This is a genomic window from Xylanimonas allomyrinae (assembly GCF_004135345.1).
GTDB lineage: Bacteria > Actinomycetota > Actinomycetes > Actinomycetales > Cellulomonadaceae > Xylanimonas > Xylanimonas allomyrinae.
Window position 1 is genome coordinate 644,463 of sequence record NZ_CP035495.1, and the last position, 21,057, is coordinate 665,519.

At 75.2% G+C, this 21,057-nt stretch carries 15 protein-coding genes and 2 pseudogenes; 14 read left to right on the forward strand and 3 right to left on the reverse strand.

Annotation, left to right across the window (positions count from 1 at the left end):
• Positions 1 to 370: 370 nt before the first annotated feature.
• The 14 genes and pseudogenes from ET495_RS17485 to ET495_RS02945 all read left to right on the forward strand — a co-directional run bounded on the left by ET495_RS17485 (position 371) and on the right by ET495_RS02945 (position 18,148).
• Positions 371 to 1,066 carry a hypothetical protein gene (locus ET495_RS17485; RefSeq protein WP_162616340.1) on the forward strand — a complete coding sequence of 232 codons (696 nt, stop codon included), beginning with the start codon at positions 371 to 373 and terminating at the stop codon, positions 1,064 to 1,066.
• A gap of 76 nt (positions 1,067 to 1,142) precedes the next feature.
• Positions 1,143 to 2,183, forward strand: a complete 1,041-nt coding sequence (locus ET495_RS18410; protein ID WP_245993275.1) for a tetratricopeptide repeat protein — start codon at positions 1,143 to 1,145, stop codon at positions 2,181 to 2,183.
• Positions 2,180 to 3,195: pseudogene (locus ET495_RS02890) on the forward strand (HAD-IIA family hydrolase). Before ET495_RS18410 ends, ET495_RS02890 begins: the two are co-directional and overlap by 4 nt.
• Positions 3,196 to 3,433: 238 nt before the next feature.
• The gene (locus ET495_RS02895) at positions 3,434 to 3,724 is read left to right on the forward strand and encodes a hypothetical protein (RefSeq protein ID WP_129202452.1); all 291 of its coding nucleotides are present in this window, start codon (positions 3,434 to 3,436) and stop codon (positions 3,722 to 3,724) included.
• Entirely contained in the window at positions 3,721 to 4,704 is a 984-nt protein-coding gene (locus ET495_RS02900; protein WP_129202454.1) for a TlyA family RNA methyltransferase, read from the forward strand. Before ET495_RS02895 ends, ET495_RS02900 begins: the two co-directional genes overlap by 4 nt.
• Positions 4,701 to 5,689: pseudogene (locus tag ET495_RS02905) on the forward strand (NAD kinase). The gene ET495_RS02900 and the pseudogene ET495_RS02905 overlap by 4 nt, the downstream one beginning before the upstream one ends.
• Before the next feature lies 1 nt (position 5,690).
• Entirely contained in the window at positions 5,691 to 7,400 is a 1,710-nt protein-coding gene (recN, locus tag ET495_RS02910) for a DNA repair protein RecN (protein WP_129202456.1), read from the forward strand.
• A 5-nt stretch (positions 7,401 to 7,405) separates the two neighbouring features.
• The gene (steA, locus tag ET495_RS02915; RefSeq protein WP_170220568.1) at positions 7,406 to 8,608 is read left to right on the forward strand and encodes a putative cytokinetic ring protein SteA; all 1,203 of its coding nucleotides are present in this window, start codon (positions 7,406 to 7,408) and stop codon (positions 8,606 to 8,608) included.
• A gap of 62 nt (positions 8,609 to 8,670) precedes the next feature.
• A complete protein-coding gene (locus ET495_RS02920; protein ID WP_162616341.1) occupies positions 8,671 to 9,759 on the forward strand; it encodes a copper transporter in 1,089 nt (362 codons plus the stop codon).
• Positions 9,759 to 10,589, forward strand: coding sequence for a hypothetical protein (locus tag ET495_RS02925; RefSeq protein WP_129202462.1), 831 nt, complete (start codon positions 9,759 to 9,761; stop codon positions 10,587 to 10,589). The genes ET495_RS02920 and ET495_RS02925 overlap by 1 nt, the downstream gene beginning before the upstream one ends.
• A complete protein-coding gene (gene murJ, locus ET495_RS02930; RefSeq protein ID WP_245993276.1) occupies positions 10,586 to 12,229 on the forward strand; it encodes a murein biosynthesis integral membrane protein MurJ in 1,644 nt (547 codons plus the stop codon). The genes ET495_RS02925 and murJ overlap by 4 nt, the downstream gene beginning before the upstream one ends.
• A gap of 192 nt (positions 12,230 to 12,421) precedes the next feature.
• Entirely contained in the window at positions 12,422 to 14,104 is a 1,683-nt protein-coding gene (locus tag ET495_RS02935) for a CTP synthase (RefSeq protein ID WP_129202464.1), read from the forward strand.
• Positions 14,101 to 14,739, forward strand: a complete 639-nt coding sequence (locus ET495_RS02940; protein ID WP_129202466.1) for an NUDIX domain-containing protein — start codon at positions 14,101 to 14,103, stop codon at positions 14,737 to 14,739. The genes ET495_RS02935 and ET495_RS02940 overlap by 4 nt, the downstream gene beginning before the upstream one ends.
• 385 nt (positions 14,740 to 15,124) lie before the next feature.
• Entirely contained in the window at positions 15,125 to 18,148 is a 3,024-nt protein-coding gene (locus ET495_RS02945; protein ID WP_162616342.1) for an ATP-binding protein, read from the forward strand.
• Between the two features lie 55 nt (positions 18,149 to 18,203).
• On the opposite strand, the gene ET495_RS02950 is transcribed toward ET495_RS02945, so the two are convergent.
• The 3 genes from ET495_RS02950 to ET495_RS02960 form a co-directional block, all read right to left on the reverse strand.
• Positions 18,204 to 19,028 carry an ABC transporter permease gene (locus ET495_RS02950; RefSeq protein WP_129202470.1) on the reverse strand — a complete coding sequence of 275 codons (825 nt, stop codon included), beginning with the start codon at positions 19,026 to 19,028 and terminating at the stop codon, positions 18,204 to 18,206.
• The gene (locus ET495_RS02955; protein WP_129202472.1) at positions 19,025 to 20,008 is read right to left on the reverse strand and encodes an ATP-binding cassette domain-containing protein; all 984 of its coding nucleotides are present in this window, start codon (positions 20,006 to 20,008) and stop codon (positions 19,025 to 19,027) included. The genes ET495_RS02950 and ET495_RS02955 overlap by 4 nt, the downstream gene beginning before the upstream one ends.
• 93 nt (positions 20,009 to 20,101) lie before the next feature.
• The gene (locus ET495_RS02960; RefSeq protein WP_245993277.1) at positions 20,102 to 21,031 is read right to left on the reverse strand and encodes a COX15/CtaA family protein; all 930 of its coding nucleotides are present in this window, start codon (positions 21,029 to 21,031) and stop codon (positions 20,102 to 20,104) included.
• Positions 21,032 to 21,057 lie beyond the last annotated feature (26 nt).

A 21,057-nucleotide genomic window follows, 5' to 3' on the forward strand; every position in this document is an offset into this window, starting at 1 on the left:
GAGCAGGGTGACGAGCGAGGCGGTGAGCGCCGCCCGCGGCGCTTTGACGACGACCGCCGGAGCCAGCGCCCCGGAAGCCGGGCGGGTGGCGACCGGTCAAGGCCGAGCAGCCCTCGCGGCGCTTCCGGGCGAGACGAGGGTCGGACGGGCGGGCCGAGTCGGGAGTACCGCGGCGGTGGTCGTGGATCCGACGGTCGCAGTGGCGCAGGGTGGCGCGACGATCGGAGCGGTGCGGAGCAGGGACGGAGCTCGGGTCGTGCGGCGGGGGACGACCGGCGACCTCGGGGTGCGGCCGGTCGCGATGGCGCCGGTCGCTCCGACGCCGGCTCCTTCCGGGGGAGCGCGCGCTCAGCCGATGCATCACGCGGTGGTGACCGCCGTGAGGGTGGTGCTCGCCGTGATGACCGGTGGGGTGGTGACCGCCGTGAGGGTGGTGTTCGCCGTGATGACCGGTGGGGTGGTGACCGCCGTGAGGGTGGTGCTCGCCGTGACGAGCGGTGGGGTGGTGACCGCCGTGAGGGTGGTGCTCGCCGTGACGAGCGGTGGGGTGGTGACCGCCGTGAGGGTGGTGCTCGCCGTGACGAGCGGTGGGGTGGTGACCGCCGTGAGGGTGGTGCTCGCCGTGACGAGCGGTGGGGTGGTGACCGCCGCGAGGCGCCGTTCCGCCGGGAGGACGGCGGGCAGCGCTATGCGGACCGACGCTCGGAGGGCTACGGCCGCGACTCCCGAGGCGACGGCGCGCGTCGGGACGATCGAGCGGGCGGGTTCGGCCGTGGCGGCGCGGAGCAGCGCGGGCCTCGGGACGACCGTCGCGACGGGGCACCCCGGCGGGACGACCGTTCTGGACAGCGTGACGGGTCGGGCTCGCGTGGTGCTGGCGCTTGGACTCCGGACCGTGATCGTGGAGCAGACCGCCGCGCGGGCGGGGCTGGGCGCGACGATCGCGGGGACCGGACCCCGCGGCGCGACGACTCGTCCCGGGGATTCCGGCGCGACGACCGTGGCGCGACGGGCGCGCGGTATGAGGACCGCCGCGAGGGGGCTTTCGGGGTGGCGACCGGCGTGAGGGTGGCTTCCGCCGGGAGGATCGCGGTGCGCAGCGGGGCGGCTTCCAGCGTGACGGTGGCCGTCCCGGAAGAGACGTGCGGCCCGCACGCGACGTGCGTCCGGAGAGGGAGCGTGTCGTCGAGCCGGAGATCGCCGAGGACGTCTCGTTCCGTCAGCTCGCCAAGGATGCACGCGAGCGCTTGCGCGGCCTGAACAAGGAGAACGCCGAGCGTGTCGGCGAGCACCTGGTGATGGCGGGTCGACTGCTCGACGTCGACCCTGAGCTGGCGTACGAGCACACGCAGGCGGCGGTTCGCCGTGGCGGTCGCATCGACGTCGTCCGCGAGGCAGCGGGCATCGCGGCGTATCGCACCGGCCGCTTCGCGGAGGCGTTGCGCGAGCTGCGCACCGTCCGTCGGCTCAACGGCTCGTCGGAGCACCTGCCGATCATGGCCGACGCCGAGCGTGGTCTGGGCCGACCGGAACGGGCGATCGCCCTGGCGGCGAGCCCTGAGGCCGACGAGCTCGATCCAGCGGGCAGGGTCGAGCTCGCGCTTGTCGTCAGCGGCGCCCGGTCCGACCTGGGTGAGCACGATGCTGCGCTGGCCGTCCTCGACAAGATCCCGCCGCAGCGCGGCGACCTGGGTCTGCGGGTCCTGGCGGCGCGCTCCGCGGTGCTTGAGGCCGCGGGCCGGGACGAGGAGGCGGCCGCCGTCCTGGCGGGCGTCGACCCGGAGGACCTGGAGCGTGCGACCGGCAACGCGATGCCCGAGGAGGACGTCGTCGTCTACGACGTGTACGACGAGACTCTGGAGGAGGAGGCCCCGGCGTCGGACGCCGGCGGTGGTGCCGAGAGCGGGGCCGGCGACGAGTCGGACGCGGAGTCCGGTGGCGACCGCGCGTCTGCGGACGAGTCGGACGAGGCCGGTGCGCCCGCGGACGCGCCGAGCGGTCGTCGCGACTCCGGCGACGAGTCCGACACCGGTCACGCTGATCGACGCGAGCCGGGTGTCGAGCCCGCCGGTGACCTCGGGCCGGACGACGTGCGAGGTGTCGAGACAGACTCACCGGAGCCTGAGGCCGGCGGCGTCGGGTCCGAGGGTGACGGCGAGGAGCGCGAAGGGGACCTGTCGTGACCGCGCAGGGACTGCTGGGCAGCGAGCTGGCGCTGGCCGACGCGCACGACCTCGCGCTCGTGGACCTGGACGGGGTCGCCTACCGGGGGCACCTGCCGATCGAGCACGCGTCCGAGAGCCTCGTCGAGGCTCGCTCACGCGGCCTGCGGCTGCTGTTCGTCACGAACAACGCGTCGCGGGAGCCCGAGGACGTCGCGCGCCAGCTCACCGGGCTGGACATCCCGACATCGCAGGACGAGGTTCTCACGGCGGCTCAGGCGTGCGCGGCGCTGCTGCGCACGCGGCTCGCGCCGGGGGCACGCGTCCTGGTGGTCGGCGGCGCCGGGCTGCTGACGGCGGTCCGGGCGGCCGGGTTCGAGGTCGTCTCCTCGGCCGACGACGCGCCGGCCGCGGTCGCGCAGGGGTTCGCGCCCGACCTCGCGTGGGCCGATCTGGCCGAGGCCGCGTACGCGGTCGCGGGGGCGCGTGGCATGTCGCGAGCAACCGCGACCTGTCGTTGCCGACGGCGCGCGGCTATGCGCCGGGCAACGGCGCGCTGGTCGGCGCGGTGGTGGCCGCGACCGGCGTCGAGCCGTCGAGCGCGGGCAAGCCGTCGCCGACGATGTACCGGCTCGCGGTCGACAGGGCGGGGGCAGCGCGCCCGCTCGTCGTCGGTGACCGGCTCGACACCGATCTCGCGGGGGCACGCTCGGGGGGCTACCCGGGCCTGCACGTGCTGACCGGAGTGTCCTCGGCGCGCGACGACGTCCTCGCCGAGCCGTGGCTGCGGCCGCACTTCGTGGGTGCCGACCTGCGGGCCTTGCTCGAACCGCATCCGCTCCCGGTGCTCGGCGCCGACGGCTGGTGGGAGTGCGCGGGGCGCGGTGCGCGTGTGGCCGCCGGGCGGCTCGAGGTCGACAGGCAGGGGCCGGTGGGCATCGACGTCGTGCGTGCGGCGTGCGCGGCGGCGTGGGCGGCCGCCGACGGCGGTGCACCGGTCGACCCGGCGAGCGTCCCGGAGCTGACGGCCTGAGCGAGGGCCCGTCGGCGCGGGCGACGCTCCGGGCGCGAGGCGGCGCGCGGGCCGGTGGACAGGTGGCGACACGGCCTGCCCGCGCCTGTGGGCGGACCGAGGTCGTCGTCGGTGGCAGCCGGTAGCGTGGTGGCGGGCAGGACGTACCCGACCGACGACCCGACCGACGACCGTCCGGCGAGCGACCGGCCAGGTCGTGACCGGCCGCGCGAGCAGCGCACGAGCAACGAGGAAGACGATGCCGCAGGAGCTGAGCGGGATGGGGGCCGAAGAGCGGCCGTCGGGTGCGCCGACGCCCGCCGACGTCGCTTCGCGGGCAGCATCGGCTCCGCCGTCGGGCCCGGCCGGGGTGGAGCAGGTGGCACCCACGCCGGTGGCCGACGTGCTCGCGGGACTCGACGACCTGCCGCTCGAGGAGCATGTGACGCGCTTCGCCGCGCTGCACGAGACTCTGAACGCACGGCTCGCCGACGGACCCGGCGACGACGGACCCGGAGACGTGGGGCCCTCCGACGGGGGACACGCGTGACGCCGGTGCGCGTCGACGCCGCTCTGGTGCGTCGACGCCTGGCTCGGTCGCGCGCGCAGGCCGCCGAGCTCGTGCGGGCGGGCCGGGTGACGGCAGCGGGGCTTCCTGTCACCAAGCCGTCGGCTCCGGTGCCGGACGACGCGGAGATCGTGGTGGTCGCCGACCCGGGTGATCCCGGGTGGGCGTCACGGGCCGCGCTCAAGCTGGCCGGTGCGCTCGACGCGCTCGCGGCCGACGAGGCAGGCGGTCGCCTGGCGAAGATCGAGGGGTCGTGGTGCCTCGACCTCGGCGCCTCGACCGGTGGGTTCACCGACGTCCTGCTGCGCCGGGGCGCCGCCCACGTCGTCGCGCTCGACGTCGGGCACGACCAGCTCGTGACGCGGCTGCGCGAGGACGCGCGCGTCACGGTGGTCGAGGGGTTCAACGTTCGCACCCTGGGGCGGGGGGACCTCGCTCGGCGTCCTGACGTCGTGGTGGGTGACCTCTCGTTCATCTCGCTGCGGCTCGTGCTGCCCGTGCTCGCGCCGGTGCTCGAGACGGGCGCACCTGCGCTGCTCCTGGTCAAGCCGCAGTTCGAGGTCGGCAGGGAGCGGCTCGGTGCCGGTGGCGTCGTGCGCGATCCCGCGCTGCGCGCCGCGGCCGTTCTCGACGTGATCGACGCGGGGGCCCGGGTGGGGCTTCATGCGCGCGCCGTCGTCCCCAGCCCGTTGCCCGGCCCCAGCGGGAACCACGAGTACTTCGTCGCGTTCGAGCGCGGGGAGCCGTCGCCCGCGCTCGGCGTCCGTGCCGGGGCGGGCGAGACGGGGCCGCCGGGCACCGGCACGCCGGGCGAGCGCATGCCCGGCGTCGTCACGCAGGTTGCCGCGGCCGTGCAGGCCGCGGTCGCGTGGCGCCCCGACGACGACGGCGCCGCGCGCCCGCCCGTCGTGCCGGTCGTTCCGCAGGCGCGTCCGTCCCTGGGCACTGGAGGTGCACCGTGACCCGCAGAGTCCTGGTCGTGACGCACGGCGGACGCGCGGAGGCGGTCGCCGCGCTCCGCGAGGCCGTGCGCGAGCTCGAGGCGTCAGGGTTCGAGGTCGTGCTGCACGACGACGACCTGGCCGAGAGGTTCGGAGACCACATGGTCGCCGCGCGGCTGCGCGAGGGCGTCACGGAGTCCGAGGTCGTCATGGTGCTCGGGGTGACGGCACGATCCTGCGTGCCGCCGAGCTCACGCACGGCACGCGCGTGCCGCTGCTGGGCGTCAACCTCGGGCACGTCGGGTTCCTGGCCGAGTCGGAGCGCGAAGACCTGCGCGCCGCGGTCCAGCGGCTCGCGCAGCGCGACTACGTCGTCGAGGAGCGCAGCGTCGTCGCCGTGCGTGTCCACCTGCCCGGTGAGGACGAGCCGATGACCGGCTGGGCGCTCAACGAGGCGACCATCGAGAAGGCCGAGCGTCAACGCATGGTCGAGGTCGGCATCGAGGTCGACGGGCGCCCGCTGTCGAGCTTCGGGTGCGACGGCGTCATCCTCTCGACGTCGACGGGGTCGACCGCGCACGCGTTCTCGGCCGGCGGACCCGTGATGTGGCCCGAGGTCGACGGCGTGCTCCTCGTACCGCTGTCGGCACACGCGTTGTTCGCGCGACCCCTGGTCATCGGGCCGCGGTCGGCGTACCGGATCACGGTGCTCGACCGCTCGCCGGTGCCTGCGGTGCTCACGTGCGACGGGCGGCGCACCATCGACCTGCCCGCAGGATCGACCGTCGAGGTGCGCCGGGGTGAGCAACCACTGCGCTTCGCGCGCCTGTCGACGTCGCCCTTCACCGACCGGCTCGTCTCGAAGTTCTCCCTGCCGGTGGTGGGATGGCGCGAGGCCGCCGACGACGCCGCCGCCGCCCGCGCCCGGGCCGCGGCCCTCACCGACGCCGCGACGGACGGCGACGAGGACGGCCTGCGCGACGCCGACGACGTCAGGAAGGTGTGAGGTGCTCGAGGAGATCGCGATCGAGAACCTGGGAGTCATCCGGGCAGCGCGTGTCGCGCTCGCCAGCGGCCTGACGGTCATCACTGGCGAGACCGGCGCGGGCAAGACCATGGTGCTGACGGGTCTCGGCCTGCTCATGGGAGGCAAGGCCGACGCCGGTGCGGTCCGCCCCGGCGCGCGCAGCGCCGCGGTCGAGGGGCGGTGGCGGGTCGCCGACCGTCCCGGCGTCGTCGAACGGGTCGAGGACGCCGGAGGCGCGGTCGACGACGACGGCACCGTGGTCGTGCTGCGGACCGTCGCCGCCGAGGGACGCTCACGGGCCCACCTGGGTGGGCGAGGGGTGCCGCAGGGCGTGCTCGCCGAGATCGCCGACGAGCTGGCGACCGTGCACGGGCAGGCCGACCAGCTCCGGCTTCGCACGCCGTCCAAGCAGCGCGAGGCCCTCGACGCGTTCGCCGGCCCGGCTCACCGTGCCGCGCTGGACGCCTACCGTGCCGCGTGGACCGAGCGGGCCGCGCTCCAGGCGGAGATCGACGACCTGACCCAGCGCGCTGCCGAGCGAGCACGCGAGGCCGAGCTCCTGCGGCTGGGGCTCGCAGAGATCGAGCGCGTCGACCCCCGCCCCGGGGAGGACGCCGAGCTGCAGACGCTCGTCACCAGGCTGGGCAACGTCGAGGAGCTGCGGGTGGGTGCGGGCGAGGCGCACGAGGCGCTCGCGGGCGAGAGCGACGAGGTCGCCTCGGCCGTCGCGCAGCTCACGCGGGCGCGGCGCGCACTCGAGTCGGTGGCGAGCGACGACCCGGCGCTGGCCGAGCTCGCAGGGCGCATCGCCGAGGTGGGCTATGTCGTCGCGGACGTCGCGACCGAGCTGTCCGCGTACGTCGACGACCTCCAGGCCGACCCGGCAGGCCTTGAGACGGCCCACGAACGGCTCGCCGCGCTCACCGCGCTGACCCGCTCGTACGGCGAGACGGTCGACGACGTGCTGCGGTGGGCCTCCGACGCGGGGCTGCGGCTGCTCGACCTCGACGACGGCGGCGAGAGGCTGCGCGGCCTGACGCAGCGGAGCGGCGAGCTCGACGACGAGCTGGCGCGGCTCGGGGCGGAGCTGAGCGAGGGCCGTGCGGCCGCAGGCGAGCGGCTGGCCGCGGCCGTCACGACGGAGCTCGCCGGCCTGGCGATGGGGGGCGCACACCTCGAGGTGGGCGTCGCTCCGGGCGAGCCCGGGCCCTTCGGTGCCGACCAGGTCACGTTCTCGCTGGTCCCGCACCCGGGTGCACCCGCACGTCCGCTCGGCAAGGGAGCCTCGGGCGGCGAGCTCTCGCGCGTCATGCTCGCGCTCGAGGTCGCGCTCGCGACCGCGGCCGTCGGAGGGGCCGGTGCGGCGAGCCTGCCCACCTTCGTGTTCGACGAGGTCGACGCCGGGGTCGGCGGGCGGGCCGCCGTCGAGGTCGGGCGCCGGCTGGCGGTTCTCGCGCGCGCCACGCAGGTGATCGTCGTCACGCACCTGGCACAGGTCGCGGCGTTCGCCGACACCCACCTCGTGGTCACCAAGTCGGCCGGTGAGGCGGGCACGGTGACCGGGGTCGAGGAGGTGTCGGCCGACGACCGGGTGCGTGAGCTCGCCCGGATGCTCTCCGGCCAGGACGACAGCGCGACCGCCCGGCGGCACGCGCTCGAACTTCTGGAGAGCTCGTCCGTGGGACGATGAGCGTGATGAAGCTGATTCCCCGCAGGTCAGGCAGCTCCCGCGCGCGCTCGCACGTCGCCGAGAACGGATCGGTGACGCGCGGTCCCGCACGCGTCGGGACCCGCACCAAGGACCTCACCAAACGCCTCGCGCCGGGCGACGTCGCGGTCATCGACCACGTCGACATCGATCGTGTCGCCGCTGACGCCCTCGTCGCGGCCCGGCCCGCGGCCGTGCTCAACGCCGCCCGTTCGACGTCGGGCCGCTACCCGAACGCTGGCCCGGGCATCCTCCTCGACGCGGGGATCTGCCTCGTCGACGATCTCGGACCCGACGTCATGCAGCTGCCGGACGGCGCCGACGTCGAGGTCGACGGCGGGCGCGTCGTCGTCGACGGGCAGACCGTGGCCGAGGGCACGAGGCAGACGGAGGAGACCGTCGAGGAGGCGGTCGCGGCCGCCCGCGAGGGCCTGTCGGCCGAGATCGAGCGGTTCGCCGAGAACACCATGACGTACCTGCAGCGCGAGCGGGACCTGCTGCTCGACGGCGTCGGCGTGCCCGACGTGCGGACGGTGTTCGAGGGCAGGCACGTGCTCATCGTGGTGCGCGGCTACCACTACCGCGAGGACCTCGCGATCCTGCGGCCGTACATCGTCGACAACCGGCCCGTGCTCATCGGCGTCGACGGTGGCGCCGACGCCATCCTCGACGCGGGGTTCAAGCTCGACATGATCGTCGGCGACATGGACTCGGTGTCCGACGCGGCGTTGTCGTCGGGGGCCGAGATCGTGGTGCACGCCTACCGGGACGGCAACGCGCCGGGGCTCGAACGTGTGAAAGCCCTCGGCGTCGACCCCGTCGTCTTCCCGGCGACGGGCACGAGCGAGGACATCGCGATGCTGCTGGCCGACGACAAGGGCGCCGAGCTCATCGTCGCCGTCGGGACGCACGCCACGCTCGTCGAGTTCCTCGACAAGGGCCGCGCGGGCATGGCCTCGACGTTTCTCACGCGGCTGCGCGTGGGCGGCAAGCTCGTCGACGCCAAAGGCGTCTCGCGCCTGTACCGCACGCGCATCTCGAACACCCAGCTCGCGCTGCTCTCGCTCGCCGGTGTCGCGGCGGTCGCGGCGGCGCTCTGGTCGACCAACGTGGGTCAGACGTTCTTCGGTATCGTGGCGGCCCGGCTCGACGACATCGCGTCGTGGATCGGCCGGCTCCTCGGCGGCTGAGCTCGCGACGTCCAGCACCCAGCAGCACCGACTCAGAACCGGCCAAGGAGCGCCTGCACACCGTGATCGACTTCCGCTACCACCTCGTCTCGCTGATCTCGGTGTTCCTCGCGCTCGCCGTGGGGATCATCCTGGGCGCCGGACCGCTCCAGGGAACGATCGGCGCCCAGCTCACCGACCAGGTCGACGCGCTGCGCACCGAGCGCAACGACCTGCGCGACTCGCTCGCGCAGGCCCAGGGCGACGCAGACGAGCGCCTGACGTTCATCGAAGCGGCTGGACCGGCGCTCCTGGAAGGGACGCTGCTGGGTCGTGACGTCGCCCTCGTCGACCTCGACGGCGTCGCCGACGACGTCCGCGAAGGCGTGCGCCAGCGCATCGAGGACGCCGGCGGCACGGTCGTGGCGTCTGCCGAGCTCACCAAGGCGTGGACCGACGACGACCACGCCGGGTTCCGCGACACGGTCGCGAGCGGCATGCGGCCACGCCTGGCCGCGGCAGTGCCCGGACTGCCCACGGACGCCTCGAGCGAGGCGCTTCTGGGGACGGCGCTCGCGGTCGCGCTCACGCACGAGTCGGGGGCCGGCGTGCGCAGCGACGACGCGACGGCTCTTGAGCAGCAGCTCGTGCAGGGCGACCTGATCGCGGTCGACGGCCAGACGCAGGACAAGCCCGCCGACGCCGTCGTGCTGCTGTCGGGTGCCGTCGGGTCCAAGGCCTCGACGTCCGACGGCGAGACGCCGCCGCCCGCCGAGGCGGAGGTGGCCGCGATGTCGGTGCTGGCGACGGCCGTGCAGGGGGTCGCCCCCGTCGTGGTGGCAGGGCCGACCCCGACGTCCGGCGACGTCGTGTCGGGCGTGCGCGGCGACAGCGCGGCGGCCGAGCACGTGACGACCGTCAGCGGTGTCGAGACGCCGACCGGCCAGATCGTGGTGCCGCTGGCCGTCGCAGCACAGCTCGCGGGCACGACGGGCCACTACGGGTTCGCCGATGGCACGTCCCCGCTGCCCCCGATCGTGCGCGACACGGGCACGCCGACCGGCCTGGGCGGCATCGGCGTGCCGACCAACGGCGACCTCACCGACGGGGCCTCCGACGACCCGCAAGCCTCCGACGACCCACAAAACTCCGACGACGGCGGGAACGACTGATGGGCGCCCGCCGGTTCCTGGGCGCCGCGGCGGTGGCAGCCGGGGTCGCGTCGGCCGCCCGTGCCGTCGCCGGACGCATGCCGCCCGGCGGTGCCGACCGCTGGACCCGCACCAACCACCGTGGCGAACCCATCAGTCTGCTCGAAGGCCCAGCCGTCGCGGCAGGGATCGCCGCCGGAGCGCTCGTCGCCGGGCAGGGCCGCGGCCGGGCTGCGGGCCTCGTCGCGGCCGCGGGCGCGGGTGCCTTCGGGCTCGTCGACGACCTCGCGGAGGACACCGCCGCGCGCACCAAGGGCCTGCGTGGTCACCTCGGCGCGCTCGCCGAGGGACGCCTGACCACCGGAGGCCTCAAGGTGATCGGCATCGGTGCGACGTCTCTCGCCGCGGCGGCCGTCGGCACCCGACGCACCGGTTCGGCCGGGCGCTGGGTCTCCGACGTCCTCGTCAACGGCGCCCTCGTCGCAGGCACCGCCAACCTGGCCAACCTCCTCGACCTGCGCCCGGGCCGTGCGCTCAAGGCGTCGGCCGTCGTCGCAGCCGTCCCCGCCGCCGGGCCGCTGGCCGCGGCGGGCAGCGGTGCGGTGCTCGGCGCCGCGACCGCAGCGTGGGCGGGGGACCTGGGGGAGCGCGACATGCTGGGCGACTGCGGCGCCAACGCGCTCGGTGCGCTGGCGGGCGCTCGGCTCGCGCTCGGGATGCCGCGTCCCTTGCGCGTGGCGGCGCTCGCGGGTGTCGTCGGGCTGACGCTCGCGAGCGAGCGGGTGAGCTTCTCGAAGGTCATCGCCGAGACGCCGTGGCTCAAGGCGGTCGACGACCTGGGCCGGCGGTGACCGACGAGCGCGGCCCGGCGGCGGGCACGCGCCGCGCGCAGTCGGTCGCGGGCGCGGCGCTGCTCATCACGGCCGTCACGTTGGCGAGCCGTGTCGTCGGGTTCGGGCGCTGGCTCGCCCAGGCGCAGTCGCTGGGCACCGGCGGCATCGACGGCCCGTTCAACTCGGCGAACATCCTGCCCAACATCCTCTTCGAGGTCGCGGCGGGCGGGGCGCTGGCGGGTGCGGTCGTCCCGCTCGTCGCGGGCCCGCTCAGCCGCGCGGCGCTGACGACCGAGGGGGCGGCGGCGGCGCGCGCGACGGCCTCACGCTCGGCGTCGGCGCTGCTGTGCTGGTCGTTCGTCGTGCTCGTCCCGCTCGGCGCGCTCACGGCGCTCCTGGCCGAGCCGGTCGCGGGCGCGCTGCGTCTCGACGACCCGGTGATGGTCGACGCTGCGGCACGGTTCCTGCGCGTGTTCGCCGTGCAGATCCCCGTCTACGGGCTGGCCGTGGTGCTCGGCGGGATCCTCCAGGCGCACAAGCGGTTCTTCTGGCAGGCGTTCGCGCCGCTCGTGTCGAGCCTCGTCGTCATCGTCGTCTACGTGGTCTTCGCGGGACTCGCGGACGGGCATCAGGGCGACGTCGGTGCACTGCCACGGGCCGCGTTCGAGTGGCTCGCCTGGGGGACCACGGTGGGGGTCGCGTTCCTGGCGCTCCCGCTGCTGCTGCCCGTGCACCGCACGGGGCTGCACCTGCGCCCCACCCTGAGGTTCCCCGCGGGGGAGGGATCCCGCGCGGCGCGGCTGGCGTTCGCCGGGATCGGCGCGCTCGTCGCTCAGCAGCTGTCGGTGTTCGTCGTCATGCGGACCGCCAACGCGGTCGGCGGGCTCAGCGTCTGGACGGTCTACCAGTACGTGCAGCAGGTCTATCTGCTGCCGTACGCGGTGCTCGCGTTCCCGATCGCGACGAGCGCCTTCCCGCACCTGACCGGGCACGCGGCCGCGGGGCGTCTTCAGGAGATGCGCGCGCTCGTCGCGAGCACCACCCGCAGCCTCGTGCTCGCCGTCGGGGCCGGCGTGGCGGCGCTGCTGGCCGCCGCGCCGTTCGTGCAGCTCGTCTTCGACGTCGTCGCGCGCGGCCGTGGCGCCGAGGGGCTGGCCACGGGTCTGACCTGGATGGCTCCCGGGATGGTCGGCTTCGCGCTCATCCTGCACCTGTCACGCGCGCTGTACGCGGTCGACGCGGGGCGTGCGGCCGTGACCGCGACGGCCGCCGGCTGGCTCGTGGTCACCGGTGCGGCGCTCCTGGTGCCCGTGGTCGTGTCGCGGATCGCCGGCGCAGACCCGTCGTGGGGCACCGTGCTGGGGCTGCTGGGCGGGGCGGGAACGCTCGGCATGTGCGTCGCCGGGCCGGGCTGCTGGTCGCGGTGCGTCGCCGGATCGGTGCGCAGGCGCTGGTGGGGGTGCCGTGGGCGCTGGGCCTCGTCGCGGTCGGCGCCACGCTCGGCACCCTCGTCGGCCGGCTCGTCCCCGTGCCGGGCACCCTCGGCGGGGCGTCGGCCATCGCCGCGGGCATCGGGCTCGGGGCAGCGGCCGGCGCGGCGGCGGCGGTCGTCGTGCTGCTCGTCGCGCTCGCCGACCCGCGCCTGCGGCGGCGGGTGACGGATCTCGGGCGGGGCACCGTGCGGCGGCTGCGCCGAGGCTGACGCCACCCGGATCGCGCGACGCCGTGCGGCCGCGCGGTGCCGCTCGGGCCGCGCTCGGGAAGGGGCCGTCGACCGCGCGCCCGACCGTGCCGCGTCCCACACCGCGCACGCCAGGCGCCCGAGGCAGCGTCGGATAGCATGGAGTTCCGTGGCAGACCACGTGAATCGACTTCAGCCCCGCTCCTCCGGCCGCTCGGGTGCCACGCACACGACGCGCCACATCTTCGTGACGGGCGGTGTGGTCTCCTCTCTCGGCAAGGGCCTCACGGCGTCCTCGCTCGGCCGCCTGCTGCGCTCGCGCGGCCTGCGCGTGACCATGCAGAAGCTCGACCCGTACCTCAACGTCGACCCGGGCACCATGAACCCGTTCCAGCACGGCGAGGTGTTCGTCACCGAGGACGGCGCCGAGACCGACCTCGACATCGGCCACTACGAGCGCTTCCTGGACGTCGAGCTGCCCGCGTCGTCGAACGTGACGACCGGCCAGGTCTACTCGCGCGTCATCGCCAAGGAGCGGCGCGGTGAGTACCTGGGCGACACCGTGCAGGTCATCCCGCACATCACCGACGAGATCAAGTCCCGCATGCGCGACCAGGCAGGCGACGACGTCGACGTCATCATCACGGAGATCGGCGGCACCGTGGGCGACATCGAGTCGCTGCCGTTCCTCGAGGCCGCGCGCCAGGTGCGTCACGAGCTCGGCCGCGACGACTGCTTCTTCCTGCACGTCTCGCTCGTTCCGTACATCGGCCCGTCGGGCGAGCTCAAGACGAAGCCGACGCAGCACTCGGTCGCCGCGCTGCGCAACATCGGCATCCAGCCGGACGCGATCGTGCTGCGTTCGGACCGCCCCGTCCCGCAGGCCATCAAGACCAAGATCGCGCTCATGTGCGACGTCGACAACGAGGCCGTCGTCAACTGCGCCGACGCGCCGAGCATCTACGACATCCCGCGCGTCATCCACACCGAGGGCCTGGACGCCTACGTGGTGCGCCGGCTCGACCTGCCGTTCCACGACGTCGACTGGGCCGGCTGGGACACGCTGCTCCAGCGCGTCCACGAGCCCGAGCGCACCGTCGAGGTCGCGCTGGTCGGCAAGTACATCGACCTTCCCGACGCGTACCTGTCGGTGACCGAGGCGCTGCGCGCCGGCGGGTTCGCCAACGACGCCAAGGTGTCGATCCGGTGGGTCGCGGCCGACGACTGCCAGACCCCGGAGGGTGCGCAGGCCTCGCTGGAGGGCGCCGACGCGGTGCTCGTGCCCGGCGGGTTCGGCGTGCGCGGCATCGACGGCAAGATCGGCGCGCTGCGCTGGTCGCGCGAGAACCTCGTGCCCACGCTGGGCATCTGCCTGGGCCTGCAGTCGATGGTCATCGAGTACGCGCGCAACGTGCTCGGCCTCGCGGACGCGTCGTCGACCGAGTTCGACCCCGCGACCGCGCACCCCGTGGTGGCGACCATGGCCGAGCAGCTCGCCATCGTGGACGGCAAGGGAGACCTCGGGGGCACCATGCGTCTCGGCGGGTACCCCGCCGCGCTGACGCCGGGCTCGCAGGTCGCCAAGGCGTACGGCACCGTCGAGGTCTCCGAGCGGCACCGCCACCGCTACGAGGTCAACAACGCCTACCGCGAACAGCTCGAGGCCGCAGGCCTGCGCATCTCGGGCGCCTCGCCCGACGCGAGCCTGGTCGAGTTCGTCGAGCTGCCGGAGCAGACGCACCCGTACTACGTCTCGACGCAGGCGCACCCCGAGTTCAAGTCGCGTCCCACGTCCGCGCACCCGCTGTTCTCGGGGCTGATCGCCGCGGCGATCGAGCGTCAGAGCGCGTGAGCGCGTCGTTGCACGACGTCGTCGCACCGCGTCCCGCGACGCGGCGCGACGGCGCGTTCGCGGGCCGCATCTTCGACGTCGTGCGTGAGGACGTCGACCTCGGCGACGCCGGGACGGTGCTGCGCGAGTACGTCGACCACCCGGGTGCGGTCGCGATCGTCGCGCTCGACGCCGACGACAACGTCGCGCTGGTCGACCAGTACCGCCACCCGGTGCGCTCGGTGCTGTGGGAGATCCCCGCCGGGCTGCTCGACGTCGAGGGCGAGGACGCGCAGCTCGCGGCCGCCCGTGAGCTGGCCGAGGAGGCCGACCTGCGCGCGGGACGCTGGGACGTGCTCGTGGACTTCCTGACCTCGCCCGGTGGCAGCAACGAGGCGCTGCGCGTGTTCCTCGCACGTGACCTGACGTCGGTGCCGGAGGCCGAGCGGCACGTGCGCACCGACGAGGAGGCCGCCATGCAGGTGCGCTGGGTGCCTCTCGACGAGGTCGTCGCGGGCGTGCTCGACGGGTCCCTGCACAACCCGTCGACGGCGGTGGGCGCGCTCGCCGCGGCCGCCGCGCGCGCCGGCGGGTGGGACGCGCTGCGTCCCGCAGACGCGCCCTGGCCGTACCGGCGCGGCGCCCTGCCGCGCTGATCCCGCCCGGGCCCGCCACAGGCCGGCGGGCGGCGGCGGCACACGACGTCACGCGGCCCGCCCGGTGGGGCGTCCGCGCAGGTTGCGCCAGTTAGGGTTGCCTCGTGCTCCACCCCGCCCCGCCCGCAGTCGGCGTCCTGGGACCCGTGACCGTCGCGGGTCCGGACGGGCCACGCCACCCGCGCGGCGAACGCGCCGCGGCGCTGCTGGTCGCGCTCGCGCTCGCGGACGGCCGGGCCGTGCCCGTCACGTCGCTGGTCGAGGACCTGTGGACCGACGGCATCCCCGCCGACCCTCGCGCCGCCCTGCAGTCGCTCGTCTCGCGGCTGCGCGCGACGGCGGGCGGCGCCGTCGTCGTCGCCCGGACCGGGGGTACGCGCTCGACGTGCCGAGCGACCTCGGCGCGGCCGAGGCCGAGCTGGCCGCGGCGCGGCAGGCGCTCGCGCACGGAGCCGCCGACGACGCCGCCGCGACCGCGCGGCGGGCGCTGGCACGCTGGCGGGGCACGCCCGGCGACGGCCTCGGCCCCGCGTTCGAGACCCTGGCGGGCGTGCTGCGCGCCACGGCGGAGCGGCTGCGTGACGACCTCGTCGCGGTGCACCGCCAGGCCGCGGTCGCCCTGGGCGACCATGAGACCGTCGTCGCGCTCGCGACGCCCGCGTTCGACGCCGACCCGACCGACGAGGTCGCGGCACGCGACCTGCTCACGGCGCTCGGCGCGCTCGGGCGCCGCGACGAGGCGGCGCGCGTCTACGCGCACCTGCGGCACGCGCTGGTCACCGAGCTGGGCAGCGACCCGTCCCCCGAGCTGGAGACCCTCGCCCGCAAGGCCGAGGCCACGGCGCCGGAACCCCGCGCCGCGGCGCCGGTGCCGCCGCGCGACGCGCGCGCCCTGCGCGCGGCGGGGCCCCCGCTGCTCGGCCGTGACGCCGACGTCGCCGCGGTGCTCGACGCCGTCGAGCGCCAGCGCCTGGTCACGATCCTCGGGCCGGGCGGGCTGGGCAAGACGCGCCTCGCGCTCGAGGTCGCCGGGCGCGTGCGCGACCGGACGCCCAGCGAGCCGCTCCAGGTCGCCGTCGCCGAGCTCGCCGGCGTGCGCACCGACGACGACGTGCCGCTGGCGCTCGCGGACGCCCTCGGCATCGCGGCGACCACCACGGCGCGCATCCGCGACCGGATGCTGGCCGGTGACGCGCGCGACCAGCTCCTGGAACGGGTGCGGTCGGTGCCGACGCTGCTCGTGCTCGACAACTGCGAGCACGTCGTGGCCGGGGCCGCGGAGTGGGCGGACGAGCTGCTCGCCTCGGCCCCCGGCCTGCGCGTGCTGACGACGTCGCGCGCCCCGCTGCGGCTCGCCGCCGAGCAGGTGTACGCACCCGCGCCGCTCGACGCGCGCGGCGCGGGCGCCGAGCTGTTCCGGCGGCGCGCCACGGCCGCGAGGCCGGGTGTCCACCTGCCCGACGACGTCGTCGTCAGGCTCGTCGAACGGCTCGACGGGCTGCCCCTGGCGATCGAGCTCGCCGCGGCGCGGGTGCGGACCCTGAGCGTCGAGGAGATCGAGGCGCACCTCGACGAGCGGTTCGCGCTGCTGCGCGGCGGCGACCCCACGGCCCCCGAACGGCACCGCACCCTGGAGGCCGTCATCGCGTGGAGCTGGAACCTGCTCGACCCCGCGCAGCAGGAGCTGTGGCGGCGCGTGGCCGTGCTTCCCGACGGCTTCTCCGCGCGGGCGGCGGCGGTGCTCGGCCGTCTCGACCCGGGAGCCCGGCCGTTCGACGCGCTCGACGACCTGGACGCGCTCGTGACGCAGTCGATCGCGGCCGCGACCGACGTGCCGGGCGGGACGCGCTACCGCATGCTCGAGACGGTCCGCGAGCTGGGCCTCGTGCGGCTCGACGAGGCCGGCGAGGCGCCCGCGGTGCACGCCGCGCTGTGGGCGTGGGCGACCGAGGTCGCGGACCGCTGCTCGAGCGCCCTGCTCGGGCCGGGCCAGCTCGACGCGCTCGACGAGATCGTGCGTGAGCACGAGAACCTGCTCTTCGCGCTGCGTGCTGCGGCGGCACCCGCAGACGGGCCGTTCCGGGCCGGTGCGTCCGCGGCGCAGCGACCGGACGTCGTCGTGCGCGTCTTCGTCTCGCTCGCCGGGCTGTGGCTGCTGCACGGCGCCCCGGAGCGGGCGGCGGGGCTCGCCTCGGCGGTCGCCGATGCCGCCACCTGGTGGGACGTGCCGCGATCCGACCGCGACCGCGCCGCGCTCGCCTTCGTGTTCGCGGGCGTGTCGCGCTTCATGGAGGGCGGGCCCGGGGCCGCCCGGCTGCTCGCCCGCCTGGTGCGCCTGCTGCGCACCGACGACGCCGACCCGGCCGGGACCACCATCGGGCGCCGGACACGGCTCGTGGCCCGGACGCTGCTGGCCGCGCTCGGACGCGAGCTCGACGACGTCGTGCAGGTCATGGCTGCGCTGCGCCAGGACGACGATCCGTTCCTCGTCTTCATGGCCCACGCGGCCCTCGCGCAGGAGGCCGAGAACGACGGACGCCTCGCCGACTCCGTCCGGCTGGCGATCACCGCGTACGAGGCGGCCGAGCCCGTGGGCGACGTCGCCTCCCGCGCGTTCGCGGCCATGCTCGCTGCCTCGGGGCTCAGCGAGGACGGCGACTCGGTCGCCGCCGTCGTGTGGTCGGCCCGCGCCCGCGCTGGGCTGGGGCGGATCGGCACCGGGGACGCGGCCCGCATGCTCGACTGGATCGACCTCGCCGCGGCGCTCGACCGCGGCGACCTCGCGGAGGCCGAGCGGCTGTGCGAGTCGCTCGACGACGCCGACGGCGAGGCCGTGCGCGGAGGAGGGGGAGTGGAGGGCAAAGCCGTCGTGTTTGCCGGTCGCGCCGAGGTGGCGCACGCGCGCGGCGATGTCGCCGGGGCGCTCGAGGCGTACCGGCAGGCCCGGGAGGCGCTCGCGGGCGAGGAGGGGCCGGCGGCCCCGTGGGCGATCATGATGGGTGCGGCGTCGGCGGTCCGTCTCGCGCAGGCCGGGCGCCGCGCGGAGGCGCTCGACGCGGCGCGTGACGCGAGCCGGCGGGCGTCGTCGTTCATGGCGTTCTGGGCTGCGCGCGGCGTGGACCGTCCGGTGCTGGGCACGACGTGCGTCGGTGCGGCCGCCGCGCTGGCGCTGGGCGCCGAGGCGGCGCCCGCCGACGTGGACCTGGGCCTGGAGCTGCTGTGCCTCGGGGACGCGCTCGGCGCGCGCCAGGACCTGGCGGCGCTGCGCCGCGAGCCGCTGCGCGCCGCGCTCGCGGCGTGCCACGGCGCGGCACTGGATGCCGCGGTCGTGCGGGTCGCGGCGCTCGATCGAGAGGACCACCCGGCGCGGGCGCTGGCCCTGCTGGAGTCGTTCGCCGGCCCCGCCTGACGCATGCGACCGGCCCCCGGCAGCGATGCTGCCGAGGGCCGGCCGGGCGAGCGGGCTACGCCTTGCGCATGTAGGCGCGCACGGCCAGCGGGGCGAAGACCACGACGACGACGGCGGCTCCGGCCAGGGCGAGGAGCACGTCGCTGCCGCCCGAGCCGCCCGACGCCAGCTCGCGCACCGCGGTGACCAGGTGCGAGACGGGGTTGACGTTGACGAACCCCCGCAGCCAGCTCGGCAGGGTGTCGGCCGGCACGAAGGCGTTGGACAGGAACGTCAGCGGGAACATGATCAGCATCGAGATGCCCTGCACCGACGAGGCCGTGCGGGCGATCATGCCGAAGAACGCCCAGATCCAGCTCACGGCCCACGCGACGAGCATCACCAGGAGCGCGGCGGCGATCACGCGGAGCGCGCCGCCGTCCGGGCGCCAGCCCATGATCAGACCCATGACGATGGTCAGCGTCGTGGCGATGAAGTAGCGCACGGTGTCCGCGAGCAGGGCACCGGCCAGCGGCGCGATGCGCGCGATGGGCAGCGACCGGAAGCGGTCGAACACGCCCTTGTCCATGTCCTCACGGAGCTGGGTGCCCGTGACGACCGACGTCGTGATGACGGTCTGCACGAGGATGCCGGGGATGATCGTCGGCAGGTAGTCGGTGACGCTGCCGGCGATGGCGCCGCCGAAGATGTACGTGAACATCAGCGTGAAGATGATCGGCTGCAACGTCACGTCGAAGAGCTGCTCGGGCGTGCGGCGGATCTTCACCAGCCCTCGCCAGGCCATGGTCAGGGACTGCGAGACCGTCGTGGCGAACGTGACGGGGTGCGCGGCGTGGGCACGCGACGTGCCGACGGCGGTGGGAACGGTCAGGGTGGTCATGCGAGCACCTTCTCTGCGGCGTGGGCGTCGTCGTCGCTGGTCGCGGCGTGCCCGGTGAGGGTGAGGAAGACCTCGTCGAGCGACGGCTTGGCGAGCGCCAGCTCGAGCACCTCGACGCCGGCCTCGCGCAGGCGCAGCAGCACCTCGGTGACGACCGTCGAGTCGTCGACGGGCACGGACACGCGCAGGCCGTCGGCGAGCGGCGTGGACGAGGGCGCCTGCCCGACGACGGAGAGCAGCACGCCCCGGGCCCGGTCGGCGCCCTGGCGGGCGATGGTCACCTGCAGGGACTGCTGGCCGACCGAGCGCTTGAGCTCGTCGGCCGTGCCCTCGGCGACGACGCGGCCGCGGTCGATGACGGCGATCCGGTCGGCGAGCTGGTCGGCCTCGTCGAGGTACTGCGTGGTGAGCAGCACCGTCGAGCCGTCCGCGACCAGGCGGCGGATGGTGTCCCACATCTGGTTGCGGGTGCGCGGGTCGAGACCCGTGGTGGGCTCGTCGAGGAAGATGAGCGGCGGCTGCGCGATGAGGCTCGCGGCCAGGTCGAGACGGCGGCGCATGCCGCCGCTGAACGCCTTGAGCGGCTTGCGTGCGGCCTCGGTCAGCGCGAACTCCTCGAGCAGCTCGACCGACTTGGCCTTGGCCGCGCGGCTCGACAGGCCCAGCAGCCGGCCGAAGATCACGAGGTTCTCGGTGGCGGACAGGGTCTCGTCGACCGATGCGTACTGGCCGGTCACGCCGATGAGGGAGCGCACGGTCTGCGGGTCGCGGACGACGTCGCGCCCGAAGACCCGGGCGTGGCCGCCGTCGGGCCGCAGGAGCGTGGCGAGCATGCGGATGGTGGTGGTCTTTCCGGCGCCGTTGGGGCCCAGGACGCCGTAGACCGAGCCGGTCGCCACCGTCAGGTCCACGCCGTCGACGGCGCGGTTGGCGCCGAAGACCTTGACGAGGCCCTCGGCCTCGATCGCGGGTGTGTTCATGCCCCCCACGATGGGCGAGGCCGCTGTCACGGCCCTGTCACGGGCCTGTCATGCGCTGTCAGCGCGCCGTCTCGCCCGCGCGCGGCGCGATGGTCAGGCGCGTGTGCGCAGGTGGAGCACCGTGTTCGCGGTCGCCCACAGCAGCAGCGCGGACCCGGCCATGTGGAAACCCACGAGCAGCGCGGGCAGGCCCGTGAAGTACTGCGTGTATCCGATGGCGCCCTGGGCGGCGGTGACGACGACGAGCAGCCAGGCGGCGCGGCGGGCCGCCGCGACCTGCGGCGTCGTCGTCGTGCGGTGCAGCAGCACGAGCAGCAGCGCCAGCGTCAGCACGAACAGCCACACCGTTCCCGAGTGGGACCGCGTGATCGCCTGGGGGTCGAGCGCGAAGCGGTAGCCGACGGTCGTGTCGCCGGAGTGCGGTCCCGAGCCGGTGACGAGCACACCGAGGGTGACGACGGGCACCAGCAGCACCGCGAGAACGCGCGCGGCCCCGGTCGTGGCGCGGCCGGCGACGGCGACGGGTTCCCCGTCGCCCTCGCCGTGGCGGTGCAGCAGGTAGGCCGAGCACCACACGAGCGCCGCGGACACCCCGAAGTGCAGCGACACCCAGCGCGGGTCGAGCTCGAGCAGCACGACGACGCCGCCGATGACGGCCTGGGCCACCACGCCCAGCAGGGGGACGAGGCCCAGCGCACGGTAGGCGTTCGATCGCGTCCGGTCGGTCCACACCAGCGCGAGCACCGCGAGCGCGAGGACCAGCAGGACGCCGGTCAGCGTGCGGTTCCCGAACTCGACGAACGCGTGGTACGTCGTGGCCGGGTGGTACTGGGGCGTGAAGTGCCCGGGGGTGCAGAAGGGCCAGTCGGAGCAGCCCAGGCCCGAGCCGGTCAGGCGGACGGCACCGCCCGTGACGATGATGAGCACCTGCCCGATCACGTTGGCGATCAGCACGCCGCGGGTCCAGCCGCGGAATCGGGCCAGGACGTCACGAGACTCGGGCGGGGTGGCGGTCGCGGTCACGGCGTCCACGCTAGCGCCCGCGACCG